Genomic DNA, 25,104 nt, shown 5'->3' with positions numbered 1-25,104 from the left:
CAACCTGTCCCCATGGGGGTCAACGAGACGAATGCCTTATGTCCGTACTGCGGGCACGGACAGGACCGGCGCCAAGTGGGGCGCCGGCGCTGGATCCTCCTCGAACCCGAGCCGGTGCCGGCCGGCTGCGTACCCGATGAACACCGGTGGGTCATCGGTGCGGACGGGTGGGCCGTGAGGGGATGGTGGGACGCCATGGGCAAGGAGTGCCGGATCGACCACCGTCTCGTGTGCAGCAACTGGGACAGCCCGGGGCATCCGGATGAAATCTTCTACGCCCTCTGGATGCGCAACCGCGACCGCGACGGCCTGTCCTGCGAGGGATGACCCGCGAGGGATGGCCTGCTACCGCCGTTCACCCATGCCCGCGCAAAGGGCCAGTTAACGCGTTGGAAAAGCTTGCGCCCTAATCTGCAATCACCGGTCCCCAGGGGGACGCCACCGGCTCGGCACCGTGCTGAACTGGGGTAATGTCCCGCTGCGTTCGGACGACAGTGAGGTGGGACGCGTGCAACTGACCCCGCACGAGCAGGAGCGCCTGCTCGTTCACGTGGCTGCCGACGTCGCCGAGAAGCGCCGGGCGCGCGGGCTGCTGCTCAACCATCCCGAGGCCGTGGCCCTGATCACCGCGCACATCCTCGAAGGCGCCCGCGACGGCCGCACCGTGGCCGAACTCATGGCCTCCGGGCGCAAGGTGCTCACCCGCGACGAGGTCATGACCGGCATCCCGGAGATGATCCACGACGTCCAGGTCGAGGCCACCTTCCCGGACGGGACCAAGCTCGTCACCGTCCACGAGCCCATAGCCTGAAGGAGGGCGGACGCGCATGATTCCCGGAGAGGTCCTGTACGCGGAGGCCCCGGTCCGGCTCAACGAGGGGCTGCACCGCACCCGGCTGACCGTCCTCAACACCGTCGACCGGCCCGTCCAGGTCGGCTCCCACTACCACTTCGCCGAGGCCAACCCCGGCCTGGACTTCGACCGCGCGGCCGCCCGCGGCAGGCGGCTGGACATCGCGGCCGGCACCGCCGTGCGCTTCGAGCCGGGCATCCCGGTCGAGGTGGACCTCGTCCCGATCGGCGGCAAGCGGATCGTCGAGGGGCTGCGGGGAGAGTGCGGGGGACAGCTCGATGCCTGAACTTCCACGGCCTGAGCTTCCGCGACCCGAACTTCCACGGCCTGAGCTTCCGCGCCTGGACCGGGCCGTCTACGTCGGGCTGTACGGGCCCACCACCGGCGACCGCGTCCGGCTCGCCGACACCGATCTGCTGATCGAGGTGGAGGAGGACCGGTCCGGCGGGCCAGGGCACGCCGGGGACGAGGCGGTCTTCGGCGGCGGCAAGGTCATCCGCGAGTCCATGGGCCAGTCCCGGGTCACCCGCGCCCAGGGCGCCCCCGACACCGTCGTCACCGGCGCCCTGATCCTCGACCACTGGGGCGTCGTCAAGGCGGACGTCGGCATCCGCGACGGCCGGATCACCGGCATCGGGAAGGCGGGCAATCCCGACACGATGGACGGCGTCCACCCGGACCTGGTGATCGGGCCCGAGACCGAGATCATCGCGGGCAACGGGCGGATCCTCACCGCCGGGGCCGTCGACGCCCACGTCCACTTCATCTGTCCGCAGGCCGCCGAGACCGCGCTCGCCTCCGGCGTCACGACCCTCGTCGGCGGCGGCACCGGGCCGGCCGAAGGCAGCAAGGCCACCACCATCACCCCCGGCTCCTGGCACCTCGCCCGGATGTTCGAGGCGTTGGAGGCGTACCCCGTCAACATCGGCCTGCTGGGGAAGGGCAACACCGTTTCGCACGACGCGATGCGCGCCCAACTGCGGGGCGGGGCCGTGGGGTTCAAGATCCACGAGGACTGGGGGGCGACGCCCGCCGTCATCGACGCCTGCCTGGCCGTCTGCGAGGAGAGCGGCGCCCAGCTCGCCATCCACACCGACACCCTCAACGAGGCGGGCTTCGTCGGCGACACCCTCGCCGCGATCGGCGGCCGCTCCATCCACGCGTACCACACCGAAGGGGCCGGCGGCGGACACGCGCCCGACATCATCACCGTCGTCTCCGAGGCCAACGTCCTTCCCAGCTCCACCAATCCGACGCGGCCGCACACCGTCAACACGGTCGAGGAGCACCTCGACATGCTGATGGTGTGTCACCACCTCAACCCCACGGTGCCGGAGGACCTCGCCTTCGCCGAGTCCCGCATCCGCCCCGGCACCATCGCCGCCGAGGACCACCTGCACGACCTGGGCGCCATCTCCATCGTCTCCTCCGACTCCCAGGCCATGGGACGCATCGGCGAGACCGTGCTGCGCACCTGGCAGACCGCCCACGCCATGAAGCGGCTGCGCGGGCCGTTGCCGGGGGACGGGCCGGCCGACAACGCGCGGGCCCGCCGCTACGTCGCCAAATACACCATCAACCCGGCCGTCGCCCAGGGGCTCGACCGCGAGATCGGCTCCGTGGAGGAGGGCAAGCTCGCCGATCTGGTGCTGTGGGACCCCGCCTTCTTCGGCGTCAAGCCGCTGCTCGTCCTCAAGGGCGGGCAGATCGCATGGGCGCAGATGGGCGACGCGAACGCCTCCATCCCGACGCCTCAACCGGTGCTGCCGCGCCCGATGTTCGGCGCGATCGGGCGGGCTCCCGCCGCCAACTCGTTCAACTTCGTGACGCGGTGGGCCCTGGACGACGGGCTCCCCGAACGGCTCGGCCTCGGCAAGCGCTTCGTCCCGATCCGGAACACGCGGGGGGTGACCAAGGCCGACATGCGCAACAACGACGCCCGGCCGCGCGTCGAGGTCGATCCCGACACGTTCACCGTGCTGATCGACGGCGTTCCCGTCGAGCCGCGTCCGGCGGAGGAACTGCCCATGTCCCAGCGGTACTTCCTCTTCTGATGGCCACGGCTGCCGGGCTGGCACCCCTGCTCGTCCTGGCCGACGGGCGCTTCCCCGCGGGCGGGCACGCCCACTCCGGCGGCGCGGAGGCGGCCGTCGAGGCCGGGCGGATCCGGGACGCGGCCTCGCTGGAGTCCTTCTGCCGCGGCCGGCTGCACACGGCCGGGCTGACGTCCGCCGCGCTCGCGGCCGCGGCGGCGGCCGGGTTCGACCCGCTGCTGCTGGACGAGGCGGCGGACGCGCGCACGCCCTCGGCGGTGCTGCGCGCCTGCGCGCGCCGGCTCGGCCGGCAGATGATGCGCGCCGCGCGGGCGGCGTGGCCGTCCGCGGCGCTGGACGCGCTGGCCGCGGCCCGGCCGCGGGGCGCGCACCAGCCGGTGGTGCTGGGCGTCGCGGCGGCCGCCGCGGGGCTGGGGCCGCTGGAGGCGGCGTACGCGGTGGCGTACGAGGCGGTGAGCGGGCCCGCGACGGCGGTGGTACGGCTGGTGGGGCTCGATCCGTTCGAGGCGACGGGGGTGTTGGCGCGGTTGGCGGCGGACGTGGACGGGGTGGCCGGTGCGGCGGCGGAGGCGGCCGGGGTTGCGTTGGTGGAGGGGTGTGTGGATGTGCTGCCGGCGGGGGCGGGGCCGTTGTTGGATGTGATGGCGGAGGGGCATGCGGGGTGGCCGGTGCGGTTGTTTGCGTCGTGAGGGGGGTGTGCCCCTGGCCCGCCCTTTCACCGTTTCTTCCGGGGCTCCGCCCCGGGGCCCGGCACCGCGCTCTGCGCGATGGGGCGGGGCTGGGCCCCTCGGTCTCGTTCCGGGGGGCTGCCCCTGGGGGCTCCCGCCCGCGCGGCGAGCGGGGCTCTGCCCCTGCACCCCGCCGGGGGCTCCGCCCCCTGCACCCCCGAAGCGCCCTTCGGGCGCTGTCCTCAAACGCCGGACGGGCTGGGTCGGGTTGCGCGCCTGCTGGATTCGATCGGTACGGGCTTGGCGCCTGGGCGAGTCGTTCAGCCCGCCCGGGAGTTGCCCGGCCGGAGCCGGAGCCGGAGCCGGAGCCGGAGCCGGAGCCGGAGCCGGAGCCGGAGCGCTCCGGCAAGATCATGCGCCGACTGCTGCGCGACGTCGCCGAGCACCGCACGCCCGGCGACGTGACCACCCTGACCGACTCCTCGGTCATGGACCTCATCCAGACCAAACTCCCGGCAACCCCCGCCGAGGACGTCAGCTCTGTCCAGAGGGGTGAATGAGGCATGTGCCAGAACGTTGTGAACGGTCGATTCCCCTCCGTGGCAGGGGAATTGAGGCCCGACACCATGTGGGTGGAGATACTCACAGGACTGAACATGAGACAGTTCGGCTGTTTGATGCGCTCTCTACGGGAGTGCAACGCGGACGGGCCGGCAGTCGGGCGGTCCTGGTACCTGCCCCTGGAGAACCGGGTCCTCTTGGTGGCGGCGTACTACCGAACAAACCTGAGTATGCGTCAACTTGCCCCGCTGTTTGGCGTGTCGGTGTCCACAGTGCACCGGGTGATCCAACGACTCGGGCCGTTTCTCGCGGTCGAACCGGCCCAGAGGCCGGCCGGAGTGATCGAAGAGCTGTGGATCGCGGACGGGAGGTTGATCCCCCTACGTGGTTCCGGCTCTGCGGGGCTCGGCCAGCGCCACCGGTTGGCGCCGGACGCGCTGGTTGTCGTGGATGTGAACACCCGGCTCGTGCCGTCCGTGGCCTATCCGGATTCCGGCGCGATCCAGGCGCTGAGTGCCTGAAAGAATTCCTGGGCCGGCTCGGCGGCGATTTCCATGAAGAAGTCTGCTGAGCCGGCCCGGGGCTCACTCGCCGGTCAGTGCCCGGACCCTGGGGGCTGCCACGGCCATACCGAGGCCGACGCCGACGGCGAGGCCGCCGAGCGTCAGGTAGAGCGTCGTGCCGTTGAGGCGCGATGCCACTTGGCCGCCGACCGCGTCGCCTACGGATTCCGCGAGATAGAACAGCGCGGCGAGCTGTGAGCCCATGCCGGCCGGGGCCAGTTTGTGACTGATGGAGAGCCCTGTGGGACCGAGGAACAACTCACCGAGCGTCTGCAGGAGATAGAGCCCGAACAGCCACAGCAGAGAGACGCGTGCGCCTCCGGCGGCTTGCGCCGCCGCGACGGACAGCAGAAGGAACGAGGCTCCGCACAGGAGAAGACCGGTGGAGAACTTCGCCGGGGCCGAGACATGTACACGCCGCCACACCACGGACAGCGCTCCGCCGGAGACGATGATCAAGAGTGGATTCAGGGCCGACTGCCAAGTCATCGGCATCCCCATCATGTCCACATGGTCGTTCGTGAAGAGCTGCACGTTGGAGGCCGCGAGGTCGGATATGCACCAGAAGACGACGGCCGAAGCGAACAGCCATGCATAGGCGCGTAGACCGGAACGGTCACGGGCGTGGAGGTCCTTGCGGCGTAGCAGCTTCGTGAAGTAGCCGACCGGCACGAGCACGGCCAGAACCGTGAACGCGGCGAGGCAGCGCGTCAGGGTGAGAACGCCCATGCCCCAGGCCGGCAGACCGAGTACAAGCATACAGACCGCACCGCTGAGGCAGCGCGTGCGAATGCGCTGGGCCTCGTTGCGGGAAAGCGGCCTGGAAGGCGGCTTGTCGAGCGCCTTCAGACTGCTCGAGAGCACGAAGACAACGAGGCTGAGCGTCATCCCGACGGCGGCGGAGCCGAAAGCGACGCTCCAGCCGAACCGCACCCCGAACCAGCCGACGATCAGGGTCGACACCAGCGCACCGATATTGATGCTGGCGTAGAACCTGCTGTACGCCGCGTCCCGTTCCCGGTCACTGCGCCGCGCGTAGAGCGTGCCGACCATCGCGGTCATGCTCGGCTTCTGCAGCCCGGTGCCGATCGCGATGAGGAACAAGCCGGTGAAGATCGTGCCGGCACCGAGGTCGAGGGCGAGGCAGAGGTGGCCGAGGAGGATGACGGAGCCGCCGGTCAGGGCTGTCCTGCGCGGGCCGAGCACTCTGTCGGCCACCCAGCCACCGGGCAAGGTCGTGAGGTAGCAAGCCGACATATAGGCGCCGACCAGCGCCGTAGCCGTGCCTGCGGTCATGCCGAGCCCGTGGGCGGAGTCCACGAGGAACAGCGCGAGCACCGCCCGCATCCCGTAGAAGGACCGCTAAGGAGAACCGCTCCGCTGCTTCGCTCAGGCACAGCGGCAGCAGACCCTTGCGGGTGCGGTTCTCTGCGATCACCTCCGCTCTCTGGGTGGTGGTGGTCATGGATGGATTTCCGTTCTTCATGCTGTGGACGTACGGACCGCCGGTCCTTGCGTGGAGGCGGGCTCGTGTCAGGCTGAACAACGAGCGACGTACGACGGCAACGCTGTGAGGTACGTCCGGAGACAAGGACCGACGGTCGGTGGGACCAAGTCCCGGAAGGCGGATCGGCTTTCCACGCGTGCGTGCTAAACACCCGGTCTTTCCCGGGAGTTGGCCCGAGTGCCACGGCCGCATGAGTGGCATTCTACCAGTGGCGGCGGAATGTATACCTTGGCGATAGTGATCACACTTTAGGTGACAGTGCGTCATTGGATTCTGTTGTGGCATGGGGATGCGGGACCCGTCGGGGGTTCCTCCTGGCGGGATTATCGGCGGGCGCACACAACGTTTGGTGCGCCCGGAACGTGAATGAGACGAGAGGATTCTTGCTTCAGTGAATCGACGACCTATCAGTAGGCACCTGGCCGCTGTCTGCGCTTCTGCCCTTGTCGCTCTTGGCGGCGTGGCGGTCGCTGGTCCTGCTTTCGCCGCCGATGGTCACATCGGCAAGCCGGCTGCTGCTGCCGGCGCCACGGTGAACCAGGGCGGTACCCAGATCCGGGGTTCGGTCGACGCTCCGAAGATCAATGCTGCGAAATCCAGCGACGACGGCAAAATGGCCCTCGTCGGCTGGACGGAATCGGGCAAGAATATCGACCACTTCAAGGTTTACCAGGATGGTCGGGTGGTCGATCCCGATGTCAAGGCGGACGTTCCTGATCACGTCTTCAAAGGTCTCAAGCCGGGTGTGAAGTACACCTTCGGTGTGAGCGCGGTCGACAAGGGCGGTATCGAGTCGGACCGGAGCACTGTGGACGTCACCACCGCTCCCGAGGCCCCGAAGATCGTCGGAGCCAACTCCAGCCCGGACGGCAAGGCGGATGTGATCACGTGGCGAGAGTCGCCCGTGGCGCTCAAGGGTGTCGATCACTTCAATGTCTACCAGGACGGGAAGAAGGTCGGCCAGAGCCCGGCGAATGGCACTTCCCATGTTTTTGAGGGGCTGAAGCCTGGCACGAAATACACCTTCGGTGTGACCGCGGTGGACAAGCAGGGTACCGAGTCGACGCGGTCCACGACCGACGCCACCACGACCGGCGGCGTCAAGGTCAAATTCGAGAAGACCGGGGACTGGGGCACCGGTTACCAGGAGAACGTCACCATCACCAACAACGGTGACAAGACCATCGATGGCTGGAAGCTGGCCTTCGACATGGGCAAAGGCAACGCGGTGTCCTCTCTGTGGGACGGGGTTCTCGTCTCGCCGAAGAACAGCAACCACGTCGTCGCCACCAACCCCGCCACTTATGACACTTCCATTGCTCCGGGCCAGAGCTGCACCATCGGCTTCGTTGCCAGTGGAACCTCCGATGGAATGAGCCACGTGACCGTCAACGGCCAGGACGTTGTCGTCGACCAGTGACGGCCTGACCTGACCACTGGATGAACCGGCCTCAGGGCTCCCCGGCGGTCGGGCCGGATGTCTCGCCGCTCGGTGATTTCCGACTCTTCGGCAGGGGAGCCTTGCCGGCTGTTCGTCCGTACGCCACTCACGTGTGAAGCAAACCTGGCCCCACCTGTACTGGCTAGTAATTCTGTGCGTGCGTATCGAGCGCGGCCAGGTAGGCGTTGTACGCGGCGAGTTGCTGGTCGCCGTCCCGGCCCGCCGCCCGGTCCGAGCGCCTCGCCTGCCGCTGCTCGGAGCGATACCACTGATACGCCAGGGCCAACAGCACCACCACCGACGGGATCTCACTGAACGCCCAGGCAATTCCACCACCCACTGTCTGATCGGACAGGGCGTCGATGCCCAGTGAGGCCGGCGGATGCATGTACGTCGTCAACATCGGTTGCGAGGCCATCATGAGCGCGATGCCGAAGAACGCGTGGAAGGGCATGCCCGCGAACAACTCCAGCATCCGCATGACGTAGCCGGGCCGGTGCGGGCCGGGGTCCACGCCCATGATCGGCCAGAAGAAGATCAGGCCGACGGCGAGGAAGTGCACCATCATCACGATGTGCCCCGTCATGTTCCGCATGAGGAGGTCGAAGAGCGGGGTGAAGTAGAGCGCGTACAGGCTCGCGATGAACATCGGGATCGTGAACGCCGGGTGCGTGATGATGCGCATGTAGCGGCTGTGCAGCAGGGCGACCAGCCACTCGCGCGGCCCCTTGCGGCCCCGCCCGGCCGCTGGAAGTGCCCGCAGCGTCAGCGTCACGGGGGCGCCCAGCAGCAGGAGGATCGGCGAGAGCATGCTGATGATCATGTGCTGCACCATGTGCACGCTAAACATGACCATGCCGTAGTCGTTGAGCCTCGTACACATCACCAGAGCGATGGTCAGCACGCCGAGGACCCAGGCGATCGTCCGGCCCACCGGCCACCGGTCACCGCGCCGCCGCAGCCGCAGCACGGCCCAGCCGTACAGTGCCAGCGCCAGCAGACAGCCGGTCATGAAGAACGGTTCACTGCTGAACTGCAGAGCCCGCGCCAGGGTGAACGGCGGCATGTCCATCACCATGCCGTCCATGCCCGTCATGCCTTCCATACCGGCCATGCCGTGCCCACTGTGATCCATTCGCGTTCTCCAAGTTCGCACCCATGCGACCGGATCAGAGTAGGGCCGATTCGAAACATTTCCGAACCCGGGTTCGCGGGAGAGGGAGATCTCCTATGGGAGTTCCGGGAAAACGACCAAGGAATGTGCTTCGGCATACCTATGGGCTACAAATCCGGGGACTCGGGAGCGTAGCGTTGAAGACGCAGCCCTGCCGCTTCGGTGGGTTCGGTTCCGGAGGCCGGCGGCTTGGGCTGCACCTGTACGTTTACCCTGCCTGTTCCGGCTCGGGAGAGACGTACGTGCGGCCTGAGGACGGCGCGGGTTGGGACGTGCCCGTTGGCGTCCGGGGTTATCAGGCCGCAGGCGGTGGCCCGTATCGAAGACCTGCGATCGGGCCGCCGCCTTTCAGGAATACACGAAGCCCTATTCCATGTGGTTGGATCGTGTTCGATCACCGATGGTTGTTCACCCGATGTGGTTCGATGTCCCAGTGATCAATGAGTTCAGTTCGGGCCATTTGAGCGGTGTGGCAGGAATGATCCATGATGTGGCCGCTGCCGAAACCATGCCTCGTTTCCGGCAGCTCGTCGGGGGCGAGATAGCCGAGAAGCGCGGTCCGCATGATCTGGTGACGGTCGCCGACCGGATCGCCGAGGAGCGTCTCGCGGCCGGGCTCATCGCCCTGCTGCCCGGATCCGCGGTGGTGGGCGAGGAATCCGTATATGCCGATGCCGGTGTCCTCGGGGCCCTGAGCGGTGACGAACCCGTCTGGATCGTCGACCCGATCGACGGGACCCGTCTGTTCGTCCAAGGAGACCTCGGCTTCACCACTCTCGTTTGTCTCGCACATCGTGGGGAGTCGCTCGCCTCCTGGACGTATGCGCCGGGTCTGGGCCTGATGGCCGTCGCCCGGCGGGGCGGGGGAGCGGTGCTCAACGGTGAGCCGCTGCGCTGTGGCTCCCCCGATCCCGGCAAGCATCTTGAAGTCTCCATCACCCACCCGGACTTCACCACCGAACAGCAAAAGCGCACGCTCGCGGCGCTGTCGACCGGCGACATCACGTCTCACCCCTGCGTCTCCTCCGGCTGGGACTATCTGGAAGTGGCACGGGGTTCCCTCGACGCCGTGGCCTTCACTTGGGAAAACGCCTGGGACCATGCCGCCGGGTTGCTCCTGGTCGCCGAAGCCGGCGGCGTGAGCGCGACTGTCGCCGACGAACCGTTCCGCATTGCCGGCGGCAACACCTTGCCCTTCGGCGCGGCGCGGGACGAGGCGACCTTGCGACGTGTGCTGGCCCCGCTGGCGGCCGCGTGCTGAACCGTGAACATCCCTTGCGTCGAGGCGAGGTGACGGCGGCGGCCGGCGGTGTTGCCGCGTCTCCCGACGTCGTCGTGGACGGTACCGGGCTGCTGTGCGTGACGCTTCTGCTCCGTCTGGCCGGACGGATCCGGCATGCCGCGCCCGGCGCCGTCATCCAGGTCGTCGCCACCGACCCGGCCGCGCCCCTCGATCTGCCTGCCTGGTGCCATCTGACCGGTCACACATATCTCGGTCCTGTCCCCGGCGCCCACGGTGATTGCTGCGTGTACGCCTTGCAACTGTCGGCCGACGCACGGCCCACCCGCGAAGACGCGCCCTGGCGCGCGATTGCCGGTCATTGACCCGCCGTCTTTTGGAAGCGCGCGACCAATCGTTCTATTTGTATCTACCATGCATCTATCATGTCGATATGTCCATTACATGTGCCATTCCGTGGGATCGGACGGTCCGCAGTGGACTCGTCCTCGCGGCGGCTCTCGTCGGCGCCGTGGTCTGCGCGGGCCCGGCCAGTTCGACGATCGTCGTCATAGGTGCCGTGTGCTCGATCAACGCCGACTGCAGTGGATCGTTTGTGCTGCGCTGCGAACGACTGGCGGCTGTGGTCCTCGCGGGCTGTGTGGGCACGGCGGTGGGCTGCCTGGCCGGGACCGCTTGCTGGGCCCAAATTCTCGCCATGGCTGTTACGGGTCTGGCCGCGGGGTTCTTCACCGGCTGGGGTCCCGGCGGCACGCTGGCCGGCCTCAAGCTGATGGTCCTCACCGCCATGGGGTTCAGCCTCGGTGGCTCGGTCCCTGTGGGGCATGCGGTCCTGTTCTACTCCTTGGGCTGTGTCCCGATGGCTCTGCTGCTCGCCGGGGCGGGCCCCGGGAGACCCGGCGCCACGAAGGCAGCGCCTCGTGTGTCCCTCTCGGCTCATCTGCGCTGCGCGCACCGCTGGAGGAACGGCATCCGGCTGTCGATCTGTATGGCTCTCGCCGCACTGGCGGCCGCCCTTCTCCACCCGGACCACTCCGCCTGGCTGCCGCTCACCGCGGCGCTCGTCTTCAGGCTGGAGGACGATTCGGTCGTTCCCCGGACGATGCACCGGGCGGTCGGTACCGTCATCGGGGTTCTTGCCGCAGCAGTGCTGGTCCAACTCCCCGCAGGTTGGGCGCTGCTGCTCCTCGCTCTGTTGGTGGGAGCCGTCCTGCCCGGGGCGACCGACAAGGCATACGCGCTGCACACCGCGCTGGTCAGCGTGATCGTGCTGGTGCTCGCGCATCCGACGACGCGCACAGCCCCGGCCACGATCGCGGAGCGCCTGGTGGACACGCTCATCGCGTGCGCGATCGTCCTGGTCTTCTGTTGCCTCGTCTGGCCGCAACGGCGTCGCGGACCGGCTATTGCCGGGGGAGCACAGGCTTCCTGAACCGCGTCACGGATACCCATGGGCTTCTCATGAGAGCGAACGGAAGGCGAAGACGATGCGCTCCGCGTTGTTTGTGACCGGTCTTGACGACATGCTTCATCCCGGCCTCGCGCAGGCGGCCATGAAGCTGCTGCGCCGGCTGGGAGTGGACGCGGAGCTTCCGGCGCAGCAGGACTGTCGTCATTGGAAGCGGTCCGAGTTCGGTCACCGTGACGAAATGGCCAGACTGATCCACCACTTCGTGGAAACCTTCGACGGTTACGACGAGATCATCGTCCCGTCCGCCTCGCGCGGTGGGCTGCCGTCGGAGGCGTACGAGGTCGCTGCCGACTCCGTCGGAGACCTGGGACTGCTCATGGATGTCCAGGGGATCGCCTCCCGCATGCACGAGCTGACGAAATATCTCACCGACCGGATGGGAGCGCCGGACCTGGGCGCTTTCTTCCCGCACCGTGTGGCGTACCACCGGGCATGCCGCGGTCTGCGTGCGACGGGGCCCGGCGAGCGTCCGTACGAGCTGCTGCGGCAGGTGAAAGGTATCGATCTCGTCGAGTTCTCGGCTCATGGAGAGTGCGGCGACTTCCCTACGCCCGGGGGAGGGGACGACGGCTCTCGCGCGCTGGACACCGGGGCGCATGTCGTGGTCGCCGTCGAGAGCTCCTGTCTGCTGCACACCGGCACCTGGTCGGCGAGGGACGGCCGCGCCATGCGGAACCTGCACGTGGTCGAGATCCTGGCGAGGGCGGAGGAGGACGGGCCGCTGGACGGCGTGCCGCTGTCCGGAGCGGAAGTCGCTGCGGCGAGCGGACTCCTGGGCCGGTAGAACCGCGTGTGGTGTCCTCCGGAAAGCAGAGGGCACCACATCGCGAGGAACGCGGAGCGAAGCCATGACTGAGCAGAACCGGGCTGTACCGTCAGCCGTCGGGTGAGTTGTCAGCCCCGCTTCTCGAACGGACTCGGCACCGGGAAGTAGCCCTCCAAGAAGGGGATGATGAGCGCGTTCGTGCGCTCCAGGTCCTTCTCCGTGGACACCGTGTCGTTGATGCAGAAGATGTCCAGGTCCCGGTTGGCCAGCAGCCGGTTGAGGCGGCGGGACGTGCTGGGGTGGGCCAGGTCCATGTACTTGTAGCGCAGGTCGGACGGTATGGCCCGGCCTTGGTGGTACGCGCAGTAGTGGTGCAGTGAGGAAACGACCGACAGGTCGTCGGGGCTGCGGAAGCGGGCCGCGGCGGTGGCCGCGTGGGCCTCGGCGTAGCGCTCCTCGATCTCATCCAGCACGGAGCGCCGCAGCGCGTGCGGGACGTGGCACATCTTCTGCGTGAGCGTGGTAGCGAAGCGTTTCTCCACCAGGGCCCGGTTGTTCTTGGCGGCCGCCGCCACCGGCGCGTCTGCCGGGCTGCGGTCGCCCAGCGACACGAGGGCGGGGGAGAGGAAGAACTTCGTCAGGCCGTTGGAGAAGAAGAACATCCGCGGGGTCAGCGGGTTACCGAGAAAGACATCGTCGTTGAAGTAGAGGAAGTGCTCCGACAGACCTTCGATGTGGTGCAGTTGGCTCTCGATGGCGTGCGAGTTGAAGGTTGGCAACACCTTGGGGTCGGAGAAGATCTCCTTGTGGCTGACCACGTGGATGCCCGGGTGGGAGGTGTCCAGCCAGGCGGGGGTCTGGTCATCGGTGACCAGGAAGACCGTGCGCACCCAGGGGGCATACTGGTGCAGTGAGCGCAGGGAGTACTTGAGCTCGTCGCGGCTGAGGAAGCGGGCGGCGTTCACCGCCTCGACGTGATGGGATCGGGTGCTGCCGGCCTCGTGCAGGGCACGGGCGCGGCGCTCGGCCCAGGCGGGGTCGGCGCCATCGACCCAGGTGTAGACGACGTCGATGGGGAAGTGGATGTCCTGCGGCAGCCGGATGGTGAACTCGGGGCGGGTGCGCACCGTGCGGCAGGGCGCGGCCGTGGCCTCGTCGCCGGGTGCGAGCGGCCCGGTGAAGAGCTCGATGGGCGTGTCCACGGGGGTGGCGTCCGCGGTGACCTCGGTGGTGACGACGTTGCGGCGCGGGGCGGCGAGCACGGCGCCCTCAGGGCCGTCCTCGGGCTTCCAGTACTCGATGTCGACGCCGTGCTCCTGACCCAGGATCAGCTCGCCGTCGGCGACGGTGCGGTACCAGGTGACCCGCGTCACGGAGGCGGACCGGAGCCGGCGCCAGGTGTGGTGGACGAAGCCGGGGTGCGGAGCGCCGGGGACACCCTCGCGGTCGACCGGGGCAGCGTAACCGGGTATGCGACGGCACAAGCGGGTCAACTGCTGCTGGATCCGACTGCGATCGGCGGCGGAGACCGCGATGGAGGGGGCCTCGCCCGGCTCTGTGCGGACGCAGAAGTAGGCGATGCCGATGTGCTCGAGGGCAGTGCAGATGAGTGAGAGCGCGTCGGCGCGGGCGGCCTGCGGGGTAGGGGCCGGGGCGACCAGGGCGATGCGGGCCTTGCCGTCGACGAGGACCACGCGGAGCAGGGCCTCGTCGAAGTGGGCGGCGTAGCGGCGTTGGAGGACCTTTCCGCGGAGCTTCTGGCCGCGCTGTTGGAAGTCGAGCGAGTTGGCCATGTGCTGCATGAGGGCGCCACGGGTCTCTACGGAGATCCGCTGGGCTATCGCGCGCCGGGCGCGCTCGGGCAGCAAGCGGCGGTAGGCCCTGACCAAGCCGGACTTTTCGGGATTCGCAGAGGCCGCGGGGGCGAGAGCTGCACCACGTCCGGGCGGTGGTGACTTGGCTTCCGATGTCATGGCTGTTCCAGATCTTCCCGTGGTGAGCCGCGGCCGTGCGCTACGGAGGGGCGCTCTCTCACTTCCCGGCATGCCGAAGCGGTCTGTGCCAGCGAAAGGTGTGTCTAATCAAGTATCAGAGAAGCTCAACCGGGCGCAATGTTCATTGAGATCACCAGGGGCCCGTAGAAACGGCCGTGAAATGACGCCGAGTTGCCACGGAACTGTGGACGCATTACGGCGAGAATTCGCAGACCGCAACGCCTGCCGCAAAGTTTGATCTTTCCTTTGCCTGTTGTCCCGTAATGGATCCTGATCGTCAGTCGGAACCACTCCTTTTCCAATCGAAGGTCTGGTTACCCTGTCGGGGTGCACTTCCCGATCATGACTCCCGAGCACCGGCCGAGCCTGCACGGAGTACGCCCGTGACCGCTCCTCGCCACGCCCTCCGCGTGATCAAGAAATCCGCGCACATCGCCCTTCGCCGCAGTCCGGTTTTGAAGGTCGGCGCCGCCGTCCGCAACAGTGTCCGCGCCGGAGTCGCAACCGGCCGTGACATCCTCGTGGACTCCGCCCTCATGCCTGCGGCCCACGGTTCCGCCGCCCGCGTCCGCTATGCCGCGGTCCTGGACGGCCACACCCTGAACCTGCACGCCGAACTCCCGGCCGACACCCCCGTCGACACCCCCGCCCGGGTGGTCCTCACCCGGGGTGCGACAGAACTGCGGGCCGAGGCCCGGGCACACCGCGACGACGCAGGCCGACCGTGCGTGAGCGCGACCCTGTTGCTCGGTGACGAGATCAGCGGCCTGCCCCTTGGCACCGGCCGCTGGACCCTCGCCCTTGAGCTCGACGCCTCTCCCGCGGCCGTGCGCCTGCGCCTGCTCGGCGACGGCGCGCCCGGCCTCTCCGGCCCCACCCGGGCCCGTGCCGCCTGCCCGTACACCGGACAGCGCCACCACCTCGGCCTCGCCATCTCCGGTCGGCTGCGGCTCACCGTTGCCCCCGCCCCGTCCCGGGCCGAAGTGCTGCGCATCGAGCGCTCCTTCACCGGGGCCGGCCTGCTCTTCGCCATCCACGGTCCGGCCGCTGCCGGCACGCGCGGCTCCCTGCCCGTCGTGGAGATGGTCGAGCCGCGGCACCGCCGCGTGCTGCGGCGCACCGCCGAGCCCCTGCCCGGCGACGACGACGCCTGGCGGGTTACCGTCCCGCTTGCGGAGATGGTCGACGCCTCCAGCCAGGTCTGGAAGTTCCGCCTGCCCGGCCAGGCCGGCCGTGGCAAGCCGCTGGACCTCGGTCGCCGCGACCACGACCTGCGCGCGCCCCGCAAGGTGCTCACCCCAGCCGCGTTCACCGTGCGCGCCGCAGACGGCGCCTTCGTTCAAGTCAGGCCTCAGTACACCCGCCGCGGCGCGCTCCAGCTCGTCTGTACCCCGCGCACCTCCGTCACCCCATGAAGGCACCAGCCTCCCGGACCGCCGCAGACCACGAAAGCCGCACGTGAAAATCACCTTTCTGCTGACCTACGCCGACGAGATGGGCGGTACCGAACGCGCCACGATGACCCTCGCCGAGCTGCTCACCAAACAGCACGACGTGGAAATCCTCAGCGTCTTTCGCACCACCGGCGAGACGTTCTTCGGCAACTGCGCCGTGCCCGTGCGCTACCTCGTGGAGAAGAAGGGCGACCAGCAGCGCCCCGTCGAGGCCGAGACGACCGAAGTCATGGCCGCCGCCCACCGACGCCTGGCCGCCACCCCCAGCGAACTGGTCAGCACCTCCTGGGAGTCGGACTTCAGCCGCCTCACCGACGTGGAGCTCACCGAAGCCCTGCGCACGATCGACACGGACGTGTTGATCTCCACCACCCCCGCGCTGATGGCCTGCATGGCCCGGCTCGCCCCGCCGCACGTGCTCACCGTCCACCTCGACCACCGCGTCTCGGAGCTGCGCGGCCCCTCCGGCGAGCCGCTGCGCATGTACAGTTCCGCCATCGATGCCCTGGTCGCGCTCACCGGACGCACCCGTGACTGGTTCGCCGAGACCCTTGGCGCCTGCGCCCCCCGCCTTGCCGCCATCGGCAACGCCCTGCCCAGCGGCTACCGCCCACGGTCCACTCTGCAGACCCGAACCGTGGTGATCGGTGCGCGCCTGGCCGAAGAGAAGCAGATCGAGCACGCGGTACGCGCCTTCGCCACCGTCGCTCAGGACCGTCCCCGCTGGACCCTGCGCATCCTCGGCGACGGCCCCCGCATGCGGGCGCTCAAGAGCCTCGCCGGCCAGCTCGGCGTCGCCGATCAGGTACAACTGGTCGGCAGCACCCCGAACATGACCGAAGAGTGGGCCAAGGCGTCCATCGTCATGCTCACCGCCCGCGTCGATGCCTTCGGCCTGGTGCTCGTCGAGGCCCCAGCGGCCGGCGTCCCGGTCATCGCCTATGACTGTCCCAACGGCCCCAGTGAGGTACTCACCGACGGCCACGACGGTTTCCTCGTCCCGCTCGGCGACGAGACCGAACTCGCGGCGGCCCTCGCCAAGCTGATGGACGACGACGAACTGCGCAAGAAGATGGGCGCCGCTGCCCTCAAGACCTCCGAGCGGTTCACTGACGGCCAGGTCGCCCAGGAGTGGAACCGCCTGCTGGAGGAACTGGCCGCCTACCACGCCGGGGGACAGCGCACCGCTGACAAGGCCCGCCGCCGCACCCTCCAGGCCGCGGCCGACGCCCAGGGCGGCATCACCGGCGCCGCAGTCCCGCAGGGCATCGACCGCCCGTACTCCGACGTGGCCCACAAGGCCCACGAAGTCCGGATCGAGGCAGCCCGCCCCGACATCAAGCGGGCCGGCGGACAGATCAACCTGATCCGCGAGAACACCACGCCCTTCGAGGCCATGCAGGATAACCTCGACCTGACGGTGGCGGTGCTGAATGAGCTCGGGATTCCGTACGCCCTCTTCCCCACCCCGCAGCTGCGGTACAGCGTTCTGGTGGACGGCGCGCGGCGCGACGAGTTCCTGACCGCCTTCGCCGGGTACTACCGCGACGAGCCGGTCTACGCGGGTTTCCTCAACGACCGCGGGGCAGTGCTGCGCACGTCCCTCGCCTCGTTCTCCGGCCCGTCGGCAGTCCCGGACAGATGCAACATCGTGCGCGTCTTCCGTCCGGTTCTCACCGGCCAGGGGCAGCTGCGCATCAGCGGCGTCTACGGCTGCAACATCGTCTTCTGGCAGAACACCGAGGACGACGAGACGACGGTGACCGTCCCGGCCGGCACTCTTTACGGCCCCACGTTCCCGCGCACCGAGCTGGAGCACACGGCCGGCGCCACGATCGGCGAGCGCGAGTACCGCACCGTCGAGGCATTCGCCAAGACCTTCGCCGACGAGATCGACTTCCCGATCGACGTCGTTTACACCTGGGTCGACGGCACGGACGAGGCCTGGCTGAAGCGCAAGACACGCGCACAGGCCGAGCACGGCATGCCCATCGCCGAGTCCGCGAGCAACTCGGCGCGCTTCCGCAGCCGTGACGAACTGCGGTACTCCCTGCGCTCACTGGACCTGCACGCGCCGTGGGTGCGCAACGTCTACCTCCTCACCGACGACCAGACGCCCGACTGGCTGGACACCGACCATCCGCGGGTGCGCGTCGTCAGCCACCGGGAGGTCTTCGGCGGCACAGGACGCCTGCCGTCGTTCAACTCGCACGCCATCGAGAGCCGGATCCACCGCATCGAGGGCATTGCCGAGCACATCCTCTATTTCAACGATGACGTCTTCCTCGGCCGTCCGATGAAGCCCGAGTCCTTCTTCCACGGCTCCGGCGCGGCCAAGTGCTTCATATCGTCCACCAAGATCCCGGCCGGTGACCCGTCGCTGGAGAGCGACCCCTCCTTCGCTGCCGCGAAGAACAGCCGAGCCTTGATGGAGCGGGAGTTCGGCAAGACCATCGCCAACACCTTCCTGCACACTCCGCACCCGCTGCGCCGCAGCGTCCTGGCGGAGCTGGAGGAACGCTTCGCCGAAGAGGTGGCCCGCACCGCCGAGGCACAGTTCCGCAGCTGCACCGACCTGGCCATCACCTCGTCGCTGCACCACTGGTACGGCCTCTTCACCGGAACCAGCATCCCGGGGTCGCTGAGCTCCGCCTTCGTCAACGTGGGTCTGCGCGAACACCACGCGCGCCTGCGCCGCCTGCTGGCGCTGCGCTCCTATGACGTGTTCTGCGTCAACGACTACCACGACGGGGACGTCCCGGAGGACGAGCAGACCGACGCGCTCGCGGTCTTCCTGGACGGCTACTTCCCTGTCGCCTCCCAGTACGAGAAGGGCTCGGTGCGGAACCGGATCCTGGCACGAGAGGACGACTGATCACGTGAGGCAACGCCAGGGGACCGGGCCGAGCAGGAGGCTGGTGGTGACCGCGATGGCGGCGCTTGCCGCGGCGGGCTGCAGGCCCGTCTCCGAGGCCGCGGGAACCGGACCGGCTGCGCGTGCCAAGATGGCGGCCGACAACGGCGGCACCGGCGGTGCCGTCACCATGCAGGTCGTCGCCCACCCGGACGACGACCTGGACTTCATGAACCCTGACGTCCGCCAGTCCATCGACGCCAACCACCGTGTGGTGACTGTCTATGTGACCAGCGGCGAGGCCAATGGCATCAACGGGGTGCCCGGCGAGAAGAAGCCCAGGCCCGACTTCGCGGGTTACGCCGGCTCCCGTCAGCAGGGCCTGCGTCAGGCCTACGCGCTGATGGCGACCGGCAAGCCGCTTGCCAAGTGGAAGCGCGGCGTCCTGGACCTGCCCGGCGGCCTGCGGTGCGAGGTGGACAGTCTGGTCGAGCGCCCCGGCGTCACCCTGGTCTTCCTCGGAATCTGCCAGCACACGGCGGATCTGCTCGGCGCCGGGGAGGGGTCGGCCGGGAAGAACGGGTGCGCCGCGCAGGAGGAGCCGTCCCGCCGGAAGGACACCGGCGCCCGGCGAACGCCGCGGACCGGGCGGACAGGGGAGCCACCCCACCGGAAGGACACCAGGCTGGGGGACCTGTGGTCCGACCCGAAGGTGGTCACCCGCACCCGTGTGTCCACCGGCTCCACCGTCCGTGGCGCTCATCCCGTCACCCGCGCCGGGCTCATCGATGCGCTGGCGGGTGTGCTGGACCGGTTCAGGCCGACCCTGATCCGTACCATGGACCCGGACCCGGACATGCAGGTCCACGGCGCGAAGCATCGTCCGCACCATGATCAGTCCGGTTACTCCGATCATCCGGATCACACGGCGGTCGCCCTTTTCACCCATGCGGCTCTGGAGCGTTATCGTGGCCCCGGGGACGGCAGGCATTTCATAGTCACCACCTACCGGGGCTACTACAACGAGCGCTGGCCGTTCAACCTGCCGCCGGGCCTCGTGCGCGGTAAGGCAGATGTCATCAACGCCTATGGCGGCGATCCCGCTCTCGGCTGTGGTTTCGCCGCGGGTTGTGGCGACTTCGAGGTCGGCAGGGACCGTTCGTACGGCACTGGCTGGATCGAGAGCACCAATGTCCGTTACCCCGGCACCACCACGTGGCTGCAGCGCGGGCACGACGGTCGGCTGACCGCGTTCGGCGTGCTCGACCAGCAGGCCGCGATGTGGATCGAGAGCGCTCCCGGCAGCGGCCGCTTCGACGCGCCCCGGCTGCTCGGCGGCGGCATGCTCGCGCCCGCCCTCGCCATCTCGCAGACCAAGGACGGCCGTTGGCAGTTGTTCGCCGAGCGATTCGCCGGGCTCGGGGCGGACGCGGAGGGCAACCGTCGTGAGATCGTCGCTCTGGAGCAGGAGAGCCCTGGTGGCCGCTTCGGTTTCTGGACCTCTCTGGGCAATCCCGAGGAGGACCCGGTCCGCGGCCGCCGCGTGGGCGCCCCCGCGGTAGCTCGTAACGCGGACGGCAGCGCACAGGTCTTCGTCCGCACCTGGGCCAAGGGCGTGAGCACCAAGCGCCAGGACAGGGAGGGTCGTTGGGGCGAGGAGTGGACGGATCTGGGCGGCGCCGAGGTCCAGGAGGGCCTCAGCGCGGTCACGGGTTCCGACGGCCGTATTCATGTGGCCGGTTCGGGTCATGACACGGTTCACCACTGGGTGCAGGAACGTCCCGGCGGTGACTTCGCCCTGGCCGCCCACGGCAGGCTGCCCGTCCCGGCGGATCCGCCGACGCTGGTGGCCCAGCCCGACGGTGGGCTCCTGTTGGTGTTCCGGCAGCCGAGGACGGCCAGGCCGCTGGTCTACCGGCTGGACGACAAGGACGGGCAGTGGGAGGAACTGGGTCCGGGCCTCGTGGGCTGTGGCTACGGTGTGATGGCCGTCGCGGCGGATCCGGAGGGAGGCGAACGGGCCGTGCTCGTCAGCCGGAACGACGCCGGAAGCCTCAGCGCCGGCGGGCTGGGCCGGGGCGCGCACCCGAGATGGGCAGTCTGCGGCGAGCAGGCCGTGGGTGCCCCGACGATCGCTGTGGACGCCAAGGGCCGGCTGGTGGTCGCCACGCTGACGGCGGAGGGAAAGCTCCTTACGTCCCGTCAGCCGGGACCGGACGTGACGCGTTTCGCGTGACGACGGTCGTTCCCGGAGGAATGTCACCAGTACCAGGAGTCCTTGAGTCATGGTCGACGAAGCTGGCTGTGCCGAGCAGAAAATCAACATCCGGCGGAAGGGCCTCGACGCTGATGGGAAGGACCACCCCGGGCGCGTCGTCGCACTTGACGGCATCCGGCTGTTCGCGGCGCTCTGCGTGGTCGTGTATCACTACATCGCGTACCAATATGTCGCGTTCGGCGGCGGATGGCGGACGGATACGAAGGAGCTGTTCCCGCGGGCGTTCCCCGTCGCGGCGTACGGCTGGCTGGGCGTCGAGCTCTTTTTCCTCATCAGCGGTTTTGTCATCTGCATGAGCTGCTGGGGGAAGCCCGTGCGGGGCTTCTTCGTGTCCAGGGCCGTACGTCTCTTTCCCGCTTACTGGTTCGGTGTTGTCGCCACGACGCTTGTGGTCGCCGTAATCCCTGGTCCGCAGAAGCCCCGGCCGTGGTGGGATGTGCTCACCAACCTCACCATGCTGCAGGAGCCCCTGGGCGTGCAGGACGTGGACGGCGTCTACTGGACGCTCTTCGCGGAGCTGCGCTTCTACCTGCTGTTCGCCTTGATGTGCTGGTGGGGACTGACCTATCGCCGCGTGCTGATCTTCTGCGGTGCGTGGATGGCGGCCAGCGCCCTATGCGCGGGAGCCGGCGACGGGCCGCTGCGGATGCTCGTCATGCCCGAGTGCAGCTGGTACTTCATTGCAGGGGTGGCCTTCTACCTCATGTACCGTTTTCGCCCGAACGTCTTGCTGACGGGCATGGTGCTGACGTGCTTCTGCGCCTCCCTGCCCTTCGCGCATACGACGTGGAGCCACCTGCGGACCTACCTGGGGCACACTGTCCCGTACTGGCCGGTTGTCGTGGTCGTGGGCATGTGGTTTGTTCTCATGGCGTTTCTGGCGACCGGGAGGCTTTCGTGGGTTACCTGCCGCTGGCTGCCGGTTGCGGGCGCGTTGACCTATCCGCTGTATCTGCTGCATGAGTGCATCGGTTGGCAAATCACGCATGTCATGGGCGAGCGGGTTCCGCCGCACGTCATCGTGCCCCTGGTGGTTGCCGGGATGCTGGTGGTGTCGTGGTTCGTGCACAGGTACGTGGAGCGGCCCGCGGGGCGCTGGCTCAGGACCCGCATGGTCCAGGCTTTCGCGCAGGTGAAGGGGCGCTGAGAAGCATCGGCTGGCCGGCCCATCCAGCACAGGCGTTCCCTGCACAGCAGAAAGAACTCTCCTCCTGTGCGCATGCTCAGGCGTCTTGCGGCCGGTTCTGCGGGAGGTGCGGTTCCTTCCGAGGGAAGTCGAAGCGGTTGCGCCGTAGCCCTGCTGGTCGCGAGTGGGATAGAGGCGTTCGTGCTCGCGGACAGTGTAGCGGTTCGGCCCGGGCGCGGTACTGATCTTCCAACCAGTCCGTTTCCCTGGACCGCCCTGCGCACCCGGCGTGCCTCTTACAGAGCACTGGGCGCCCCACAAGTCCCGTTTGGCCTGCTGCTTTTCTCATGCATGGTCCGGAGCCGTCCGCGTCGCTTTCGTCGTGGACACCTTCTTCCGGCGCACCACATCGGCCGGGCCGCGGCCACCACCAAGTAGGCCCAACTGGTAATGGATGCCGTGGAGATGGCGCTATGGCAGCGGGGCCGCCATGGACGGCTCCCTGCCCCGGACGAGCTGATACATCACTCGGATGTGGGCACGCGATATATGTCGTTCAAGCTCGCCGAACACCTCGACGCGGTCGACATCGCGGCCTCCAGCGGGTCGGTCGGCGAACGCGTATTCCGGATGGGGTATGTGGCACGAGGCCGCCGTAGCCATCGTCCACCCGACTCGGTGAAGAGGGGGAGGGTCCTGGAAACGCCGTGGTGGCAGGGGAGGCGACATTGGTCGCGGTCATGCGTGTTGTCGATCGCTCTCGGCTGTCGCCAGGAGTGGCCGGGCTCGTTGATCGGGGCGCTCCCCGTCGTGGAGGGGCCGCCTTTCCGGTACTCCCCTGGGTGGTCGTGTCGGCCGTTGATGTGGGGAGTGCGGGAAGGGCTGGGGACACGTGTGTGATGTGCGTGTTCCCAGCCCTTCCTTGTGTTGCCGGCCCGTTTGTTCACGGGGTGAGGGTGCCCGGGTTACTGGTGTGCGGGCACTGTTCGCCTGTGGCCGGTGCTAGTTCTTGAAGTAGGTGAGCTTGACGACGGTGGGCTTGCTGAAGGGGTTGCCTTCGGTTTTGCCGTTGGAGGTCCAGTTCTTGAGCTGGCCTTTGTTGGTGTCCACGGCGATGAGGTCGAATTTGTGGTCGCCGTTGATGTCGCCGGCGGTGGTGTGGGTGAAGCCGGCCCACTTGGTCAGGGTGATGGGCTTGCGGAAGGGGTTGTCCTTGGCGTTGCCGTCGGACTTCCAGTACTTGAGGAGGTGGTTGGTGTCCATGGCGATGAGGTCGGCCTTGCCATCGCCGTCGACGTCGCTGATGGTGGTCTGGGCGAAGCCGGACCACTTGGTCAGGGCCAGAGGCTTGGCGAAGGGGTTGCCCCCCTTGATCTTCTGGCCGCGCCAGAGCTTGAGCTCGCCGTCCTTGGCGTCACGGGCGACGAGGTCGGCGACGCCATCGCCGTCGACGTCACCGGCGGTGGTCTGTTCCTTGCCACCCCACTTCGTCAGGAGCGTCGGGGAGGCGAACTTCCCGCCACCCTCGCCGCGCCAGAGCATGAGGTTGCCGCTCTTGTCGACGGCGACCAGGTCGGTCTTGCCGTCACCGTCGAAGTCCGCGGCCACCGTCTGGGTGTAGTCCCAGGAGTCGAAGATCTTTACGCCCTGCTTGTAGGTCTTGTTCCCGTTTCCCTTGAACCAGTACAGGCCGCTGTCGCTGGTGGGCTTGGCGAGGACGTCGGCGCGGTGGTCCCCGTCGACATCGGCCAGGACCACCTCGTCCATGTCCCAGGGGTTGACCGGCTTGTTGGTCGGGACGGTGAAGGGCAGCTCGACCGCTTTCGAGGTGTCGTTGCCCTTGGTCTGGGTGACGGTCAGAGTGATCTTGCCGGCCGGAAGGGGATGCTTCGGGGTGAGCGTCCAATGGCCCTTCTTGCCGACCTTGACAGTGCCCACTGTCTGGCCGTTTTTGATCTTCACCTGCACCGTCGCGCCCTTCACACCATCGGTACCCTCGATGACCGGACGGGCGGTCGGCACCTTGGCGTCCTTCGCCGGTGACGTCACCTTGGGCTCTTTGAGCTTCGCCGGTACGGTGACGGACCAACTGGCCGCATTCGAGGTGTCTTTGTCCTTGGTCTGGGTGACGGCGAGGGTGATCTTGCCGGCTGGGAGGGGATTCTTCGGGGTGAGCGTCCACTTGCCCGTTGTTTTATCGGCTGTGACGCTGCCCAGCAGTTCGCTGGTCTGGCCGTGCTTGATCTTCACCTGCACCGTCGCACCATTCTCACTGGTACCGGTGATGTCCGGACGGGCATTCGCCGCCTTATGCGGCGATGTCACCACCGGAAGCGCGAGGTTCGCCGGTACGGAGAAGGGCCAGTTGACCGCTTTCGAGGTCTTTTTGTCCTTGGTCTGGGTGACGGCGAGGGTGATCTTGCCGGCTGGGAGGGGATTCTTCGGGGTGAGCGTCCACTTGCCCGTTGTTTTATCGGCTGTGACGCTGCCCAGCAGTTCGCTGGTCTGGCCGTGCTTGATCTTCACCTGCACCGTCGCACCATTCTCACTGGTACCGGTGATGTCCGGACGGGCATTCGCCGCCGTGACGTTCTCCGTTGGCCCTGTCACCGTAGGAGCGGGGAGCGTCGCGGTTCGCTTGCCTGCGCCAAGGGCCGCTGCGGAGGAGCGCGGGGCGTGGGTGTCGGCCACGGCGGCGGCAGTGCCGCCGCCGATGATCGAGACCACCAGCAGCGCCCCCATGCCGACACGCGACCACCGCCGCACCTGGCCGCTCCCGTCACGCTCCCGCGCCCCTGCGTCCTCCCCGTCGCCCATCCCCGCCCGTGGACCTGTGCCGCTTGCGCGCATCACTATCAAGCTCAACTCCTATGTAACGCCCCGCTCAGCATGGCGGGCTATCACAACAACAACCTGGGCGCCCGCCAGCCCTCTCTCCCCTGCAAATACCGGAACAGAAAGGCACACAGGCACCCGACCTCCCCATTGCACCCCCAGCCCTCGCCCACCACTGCTCACCAAAGAAAACAAACACCCGCCAAGCGGCCAGTCTTGGATGAGAGGCTGGCTGCTGACGCCGAGGCCGGGGCTGAGGTTGTAA

At 68.1% G+C, this 25,104-nt stretch carries 20 protein-coding genes; 16 read left to right on the top strand and 4 right to left on the bottom strand.

The window, feature by feature from the left end; all coding sequences use genetic code 11:
- Positions 1 to 12 precede the first annotated feature (12 nt).
- The 7 genes from I5Q34_RS27465 to I5Q34_RS27435 all read left to right on the top strand — a co-directional run bounded on the left by I5Q34_RS27465 (position 13) and on the right by I5Q34_RS27435 (position 4,657).
- Positions 13 to 327, top strand: a complete 315-nt coding sequence (locus tag I5Q34_RS27465) for a DUF6083 domain-containing protein (RefSeq protein WP_199895127.1) — start codon at positions 13 to 15, stop codon at positions 325 to 327.
- 181 nt (positions 328 to 508) lie between these two features.
- Positions 509 to 811, top strand: a complete 303-nt coding sequence (locus I5Q34_RS27460) for an urease subunit gamma (RefSeq protein WP_199895126.1) — start codon at positions 509 to 511, stop codon at positions 809 to 811.
- A 16-nt stretch (positions 812 to 827) separates the two neighbouring features.
- Positions 828 to 1,139 (top strand): urease subunit beta, encoded by a 312-nt coding sequence (locus I5Q34_RS27455; protein ID WP_199895125.1) that lies wholly within the window; start codon positions 828 to 830, stop codon positions 1,137 to 1,139.
- A complete protein-coding gene (locus tag I5Q34_RS27450) occupies positions 1,132 to 2,907 on the top strand; it encodes an urease subunit alpha (RefSeq protein WP_199895124.1) in 1,776 nt (591 codons plus the stop codon). Before I5Q34_RS27455 ends, I5Q34_RS27450 begins: the two co-directional genes overlap by 8 nt.
- Positions 2,907 to 3,596: an urease accessory protein UreF gene (locus tag I5Q34_RS27445; protein ID WP_199895123.1), complete on the top strand. Its 690-nt coding sequence runs from the start codon at positions 2,907 to 2,909 to the stop codon at positions 3,594 to 3,596. The genes I5Q34_RS27450 and I5Q34_RS27445 overlap by 1 nt, the downstream gene beginning before the upstream one ends.
- 392 nt (positions 3,597 to 3,988) lie before the next feature.
- Positions 3,989 to 4,135, top strand: coding sequence for a hypothetical protein (locus tag I5Q34_RS27440; protein ID WP_199895250.1), 147 nt, complete (start codon positions 3,989 to 3,991; stop codon positions 4,133 to 4,135).
- 96 nt (positions 4,136 to 4,231) lie between these two features.
- Positions 4,232 to 4,657: a transposase family protein gene (locus I5Q34_RS27435; RefSeq protein WP_199895122.1), complete on the top strand. Its 426-nt coding sequence runs from the start codon at positions 4,232 to 4,234 to the stop codon at positions 4,655 to 4,657.
- A gap of 63 nt (positions 4,658 to 4,720) precedes the next feature.
- Here I5Q34_RS27435 and I5Q34_RS27430 read toward each other — a convergent pair whose 3' ends face one another.
- Positions 4,721 to 6,046, bottom strand: a complete 1,326-nt coding sequence (locus tag I5Q34_RS27430; RefSeq protein ID WP_267912035.1) for a peptide MFS transporter — start codon at positions 6,044 to 6,046, stop codon at positions 4,721 to 4,723.
- A 620-nt stretch (positions 6,047 to 6,666) separates the two neighbouring features.
- Here I5Q34_RS27430 and I5Q34_RS27425 point away from each other — a divergent pair.
- Entirely contained in the window at positions 6,667 to 7,626 is a 960-nt protein-coding gene (locus I5Q34_RS27425; RefSeq protein WP_199895120.1) for a cellulose binding domain-containing protein, read from the top strand.
- Positions 7,627 to 7,789: 163 nt separating this feature from the next.
- Here I5Q34_RS27425 and I5Q34_RS27420 read toward each other — a convergent pair whose 3' ends face one another.
- Positions 7,790 to 8,782 carry a cytochrome c oxidase assembly protein gene (locus tag I5Q34_RS27420; RefSeq protein ID WP_199895119.1) on the bottom strand — a complete coding sequence of 331 codons (993 nt, stop codon included), beginning with the start codon at positions 8,780 to 8,782 and terminating at the stop codon, positions 7,790 to 7,792.
- A gap of 517 nt (positions 8,783 to 9,299) precedes the next feature.
- On the opposite strand from I5Q34_RS27420, the gene I5Q34_RS27415 reads away from it, so the two are divergent.
- The 4 genes from I5Q34_RS27415 (at position 9,300) to I5Q34_RS27400 (ending at position 12,316) form a co-directional block, all read left to right on the top strand.
- Positions 9,300 to 10,082 carry an inositol monophosphatase family protein gene (locus tag I5Q34_RS27415; RefSeq protein WP_234429643.1) on the top strand — a complete coding sequence of 261 codons (783 nt, stop codon included), beginning with the start codon at positions 9,300 to 9,302 and terminating at the stop codon, positions 10,080 to 10,082.
- On the top strand, positions 10,076 to 10,426 hold the full coding sequence (locus tag I5Q34_RS27410) for a sulfurtransferase TusA family protein (protein WP_307811744.1): 351 nt from the start codon (positions 10,076 to 10,078) through the stop codon (positions 10,424 to 10,426). Before I5Q34_RS27415 ends, I5Q34_RS27410 begins: the two co-directional genes overlap by 7 nt.
- A gap of 68 nt (positions 10,427 to 10,494) precedes the next feature.
- Positions 10,495 to 11,493: an FUSC family protein gene (locus I5Q34_RS27405; protein WP_199895117.1), complete on the top strand. Its 999-nt coding sequence runs from the start codon at positions 10,495 to 10,497 to the stop codon at positions 11,491 to 11,493.
- Positions 11,494 to 11,710: 217 nt separating this feature from the next.
- A complete protein-coding gene (locus tag I5Q34_RS27400) occupies positions 11,711 to 12,316 on the top strand; it encodes a (Fe-S)-binding protein (RefSeq protein ID WP_234429620.1) in 606 nt (201 codons plus the stop codon).
- A gap of 110 nt (positions 12,317 to 12,426) precedes the next feature.
- On the opposite strand, the gene I5Q34_RS27395 is transcribed toward I5Q34_RS27400, so the two are convergent.
- The gene (locus I5Q34_RS27395) at positions 12,427 to 14,187 is read right to left on the bottom strand and encodes a stealth family protein (protein ID WP_234429619.1); all 1,761 of its coding nucleotides are present in this window, start codon (positions 14,185 to 14,187) and stop codon (positions 12,427 to 12,429) included.
- A gap of 488 nt (positions 14,188 to 14,675) precedes the next feature.
- Between I5Q34_RS27395 and I5Q34_RS27390 the strand changes: the two genes are divergently transcribed.
- From I5Q34_RS27390 to I5Q34_RS27375, 4 genes are read left to right on the top strand one after another with little or no spacing between them, the layout of a single operon-like run.
- A complete protein-coding gene (locus I5Q34_RS27390; RefSeq protein ID WP_199895114.1) occupies positions 14,676 to 15,707 on the top strand; it encodes a hypothetical protein in 1,032 nt (343 codons plus the stop codon).
- 43 nt (positions 15,708 to 15,750) lie between these two features.
- The gene (locus tag I5Q34_RS27385) at positions 15,751 to 18,621 is read left to right on the top strand and encodes a stealth conserved region 3 domain-containing protein (protein ID WP_277965769.1); all 2,871 of its coding nucleotides are present in this window, start codon (positions 15,751 to 15,753) and stop codon (positions 18,619 to 18,621) included.
- Positions 18,622 to 18,676: 55 nt separating this feature from the next.
- On the top strand, positions 18,677 to 20,836 hold the full coding sequence (locus I5Q34_RS27380) for a PIG-L family deacetylase (protein ID WP_234429640.1): 2,160 nt from the start codon (positions 18,677 to 18,679) through the stop codon (positions 20,834 to 20,836).
- A gap of 49 nt (positions 20,837 to 20,885) precedes the next feature.
- A complete protein-coding gene (locus tag I5Q34_RS27375; RefSeq protein ID WP_199895112.1) occupies positions 20,886 to 22,025 on the top strand; it encodes an acyltransferase in 1,140 nt (379 codons plus the stop codon).
- 981 nt (positions 22,026 to 23,006) lie between these two features.
- Here I5Q34_RS27375 and I5Q34_RS27370 read toward each other — a convergent pair.
- The gene (locus I5Q34_RS27370) at positions 23,007 to 24,746 is read right to left on the bottom strand and encodes an FG-GAP-like repeat-containing protein (protein ID WP_199895111.1); all 1,740 of its coding nucleotides are present in this window, start codon (positions 24,744 to 24,746) and stop codon (positions 23,007 to 23,009) included.
- Between the last annotated feature and the right edge of the window lie 358 nt (positions 24,747 to 25,104).

This window comes from Streptomyces sp. AV19 (assembly GCF_015999245.1).
Taxonomy (GTDB): Bacteria; Actinomycetota; Actinomycetes; order Streptomycetales; family Streptomycetaceae; genus Streptomyces.
The sequence above is the reverse complement of the archived record's forward strand: the minus strand, read 5'-3'. Positions and strand labels throughout refer to the sequence as shown.

Bases quoted from the DNA above. Each gene is read 5' to 3' on its own strand.
- I5Q34_RS27465 (WP_199895127.1), top strand. From the start codon at position 13: ATGGGGGTCAACGAGACGAATGCCTTATGTCCGTACTGCGGGCACGGA.
- I5Q34_RS27455 (WP_199895125.1), top strand. From the start codon at position 828: ATGATTCCCGGAGAGGTCCTGTACGCGGAGGCCCCGGTCCGGCTCAAC.
- I5Q34_RS27450 (WP_199895124.1), top strand. From the start codon at position 1,132: ATGCCTGAACTTCCACGGCCTGAGCTTCCGCGACCCGAACTTCCACGG.
- I5Q34_RS27445 (WP_199895123.1), top strand. From the start codon at position 2,907: ATGGCCACGGCTGCCGGGCTGGCACCCCTGCTCGTCCTGGCCGACGGG.
- I5Q34_RS27440 (WP_199895250.1), top strand. From the start codon at position 3,989: ATGCGCCGACTGCTGCGCGACGTCGCCGAGCACCGCACGCCCGGCGAC.
- I5Q34_RS27435 (WP_199895122.1), top strand. From the start codon at position 4,232: ATGAGACAGTTCGGCTGTTTGATGCGCTCTCTACGGGAGTGCAACGCG.
- I5Q34_RS27430 (WP_267912035.1), bottom strand. From the start codon at position 6,046: ATGCGGGCGGTGCTCGCGCTGTTCCTCGTGGACTCCGCCCACGGGCTC.
- I5Q34_RS27420 (WP_199895119.1), bottom strand. From the start codon at position 8,782: ATGGATCACAGTGGGCACGGCATGGCCGGTATGGAAGGCATGACGGGC.
- I5Q34_RS27415 (WP_234429643.1), top strand. From the start codon at position 9,300: ATGATCCATGATGTGGCCGCTGCCGAAACCATGCCTCGTTTCCGGCAG.
- I5Q34_RS27405 (WP_199895117.1), top strand. From the start codon at position 10,495: ATGTCCATTACATGTGCCATTCCGTGGGATCGGACGGTCCGCAGTGGA.
- I5Q34_RS27400 (WP_234429620.1), top strand. From the start codon at position 11,711: ATGGCCAGACTGATCCACCACTTCGTGGAAACCTTCGACGGTTACGAC.
- I5Q34_RS27380 (WP_234429640.1), top strand. From the start codon at position 18,677: ATGGCGGCGCTTGCCGCGGCGGGCTGCAGGCCCGTCTCCGAGGCCGCG.
- I5Q34_RS27375 (WP_199895112.1), top strand. From the start codon at position 20,886: ATGGTCGACGAAGCTGGCTGTGCCGAGCAGAAAATCAACATCCGGCGG.
- I5Q34_RS27370 (WP_199895111.1), bottom strand. From the start codon at position 24,746: ATGGGGGCGCTGCTGGTGGTCTCGATCATCGGCGGCGGCACTGCCGCC.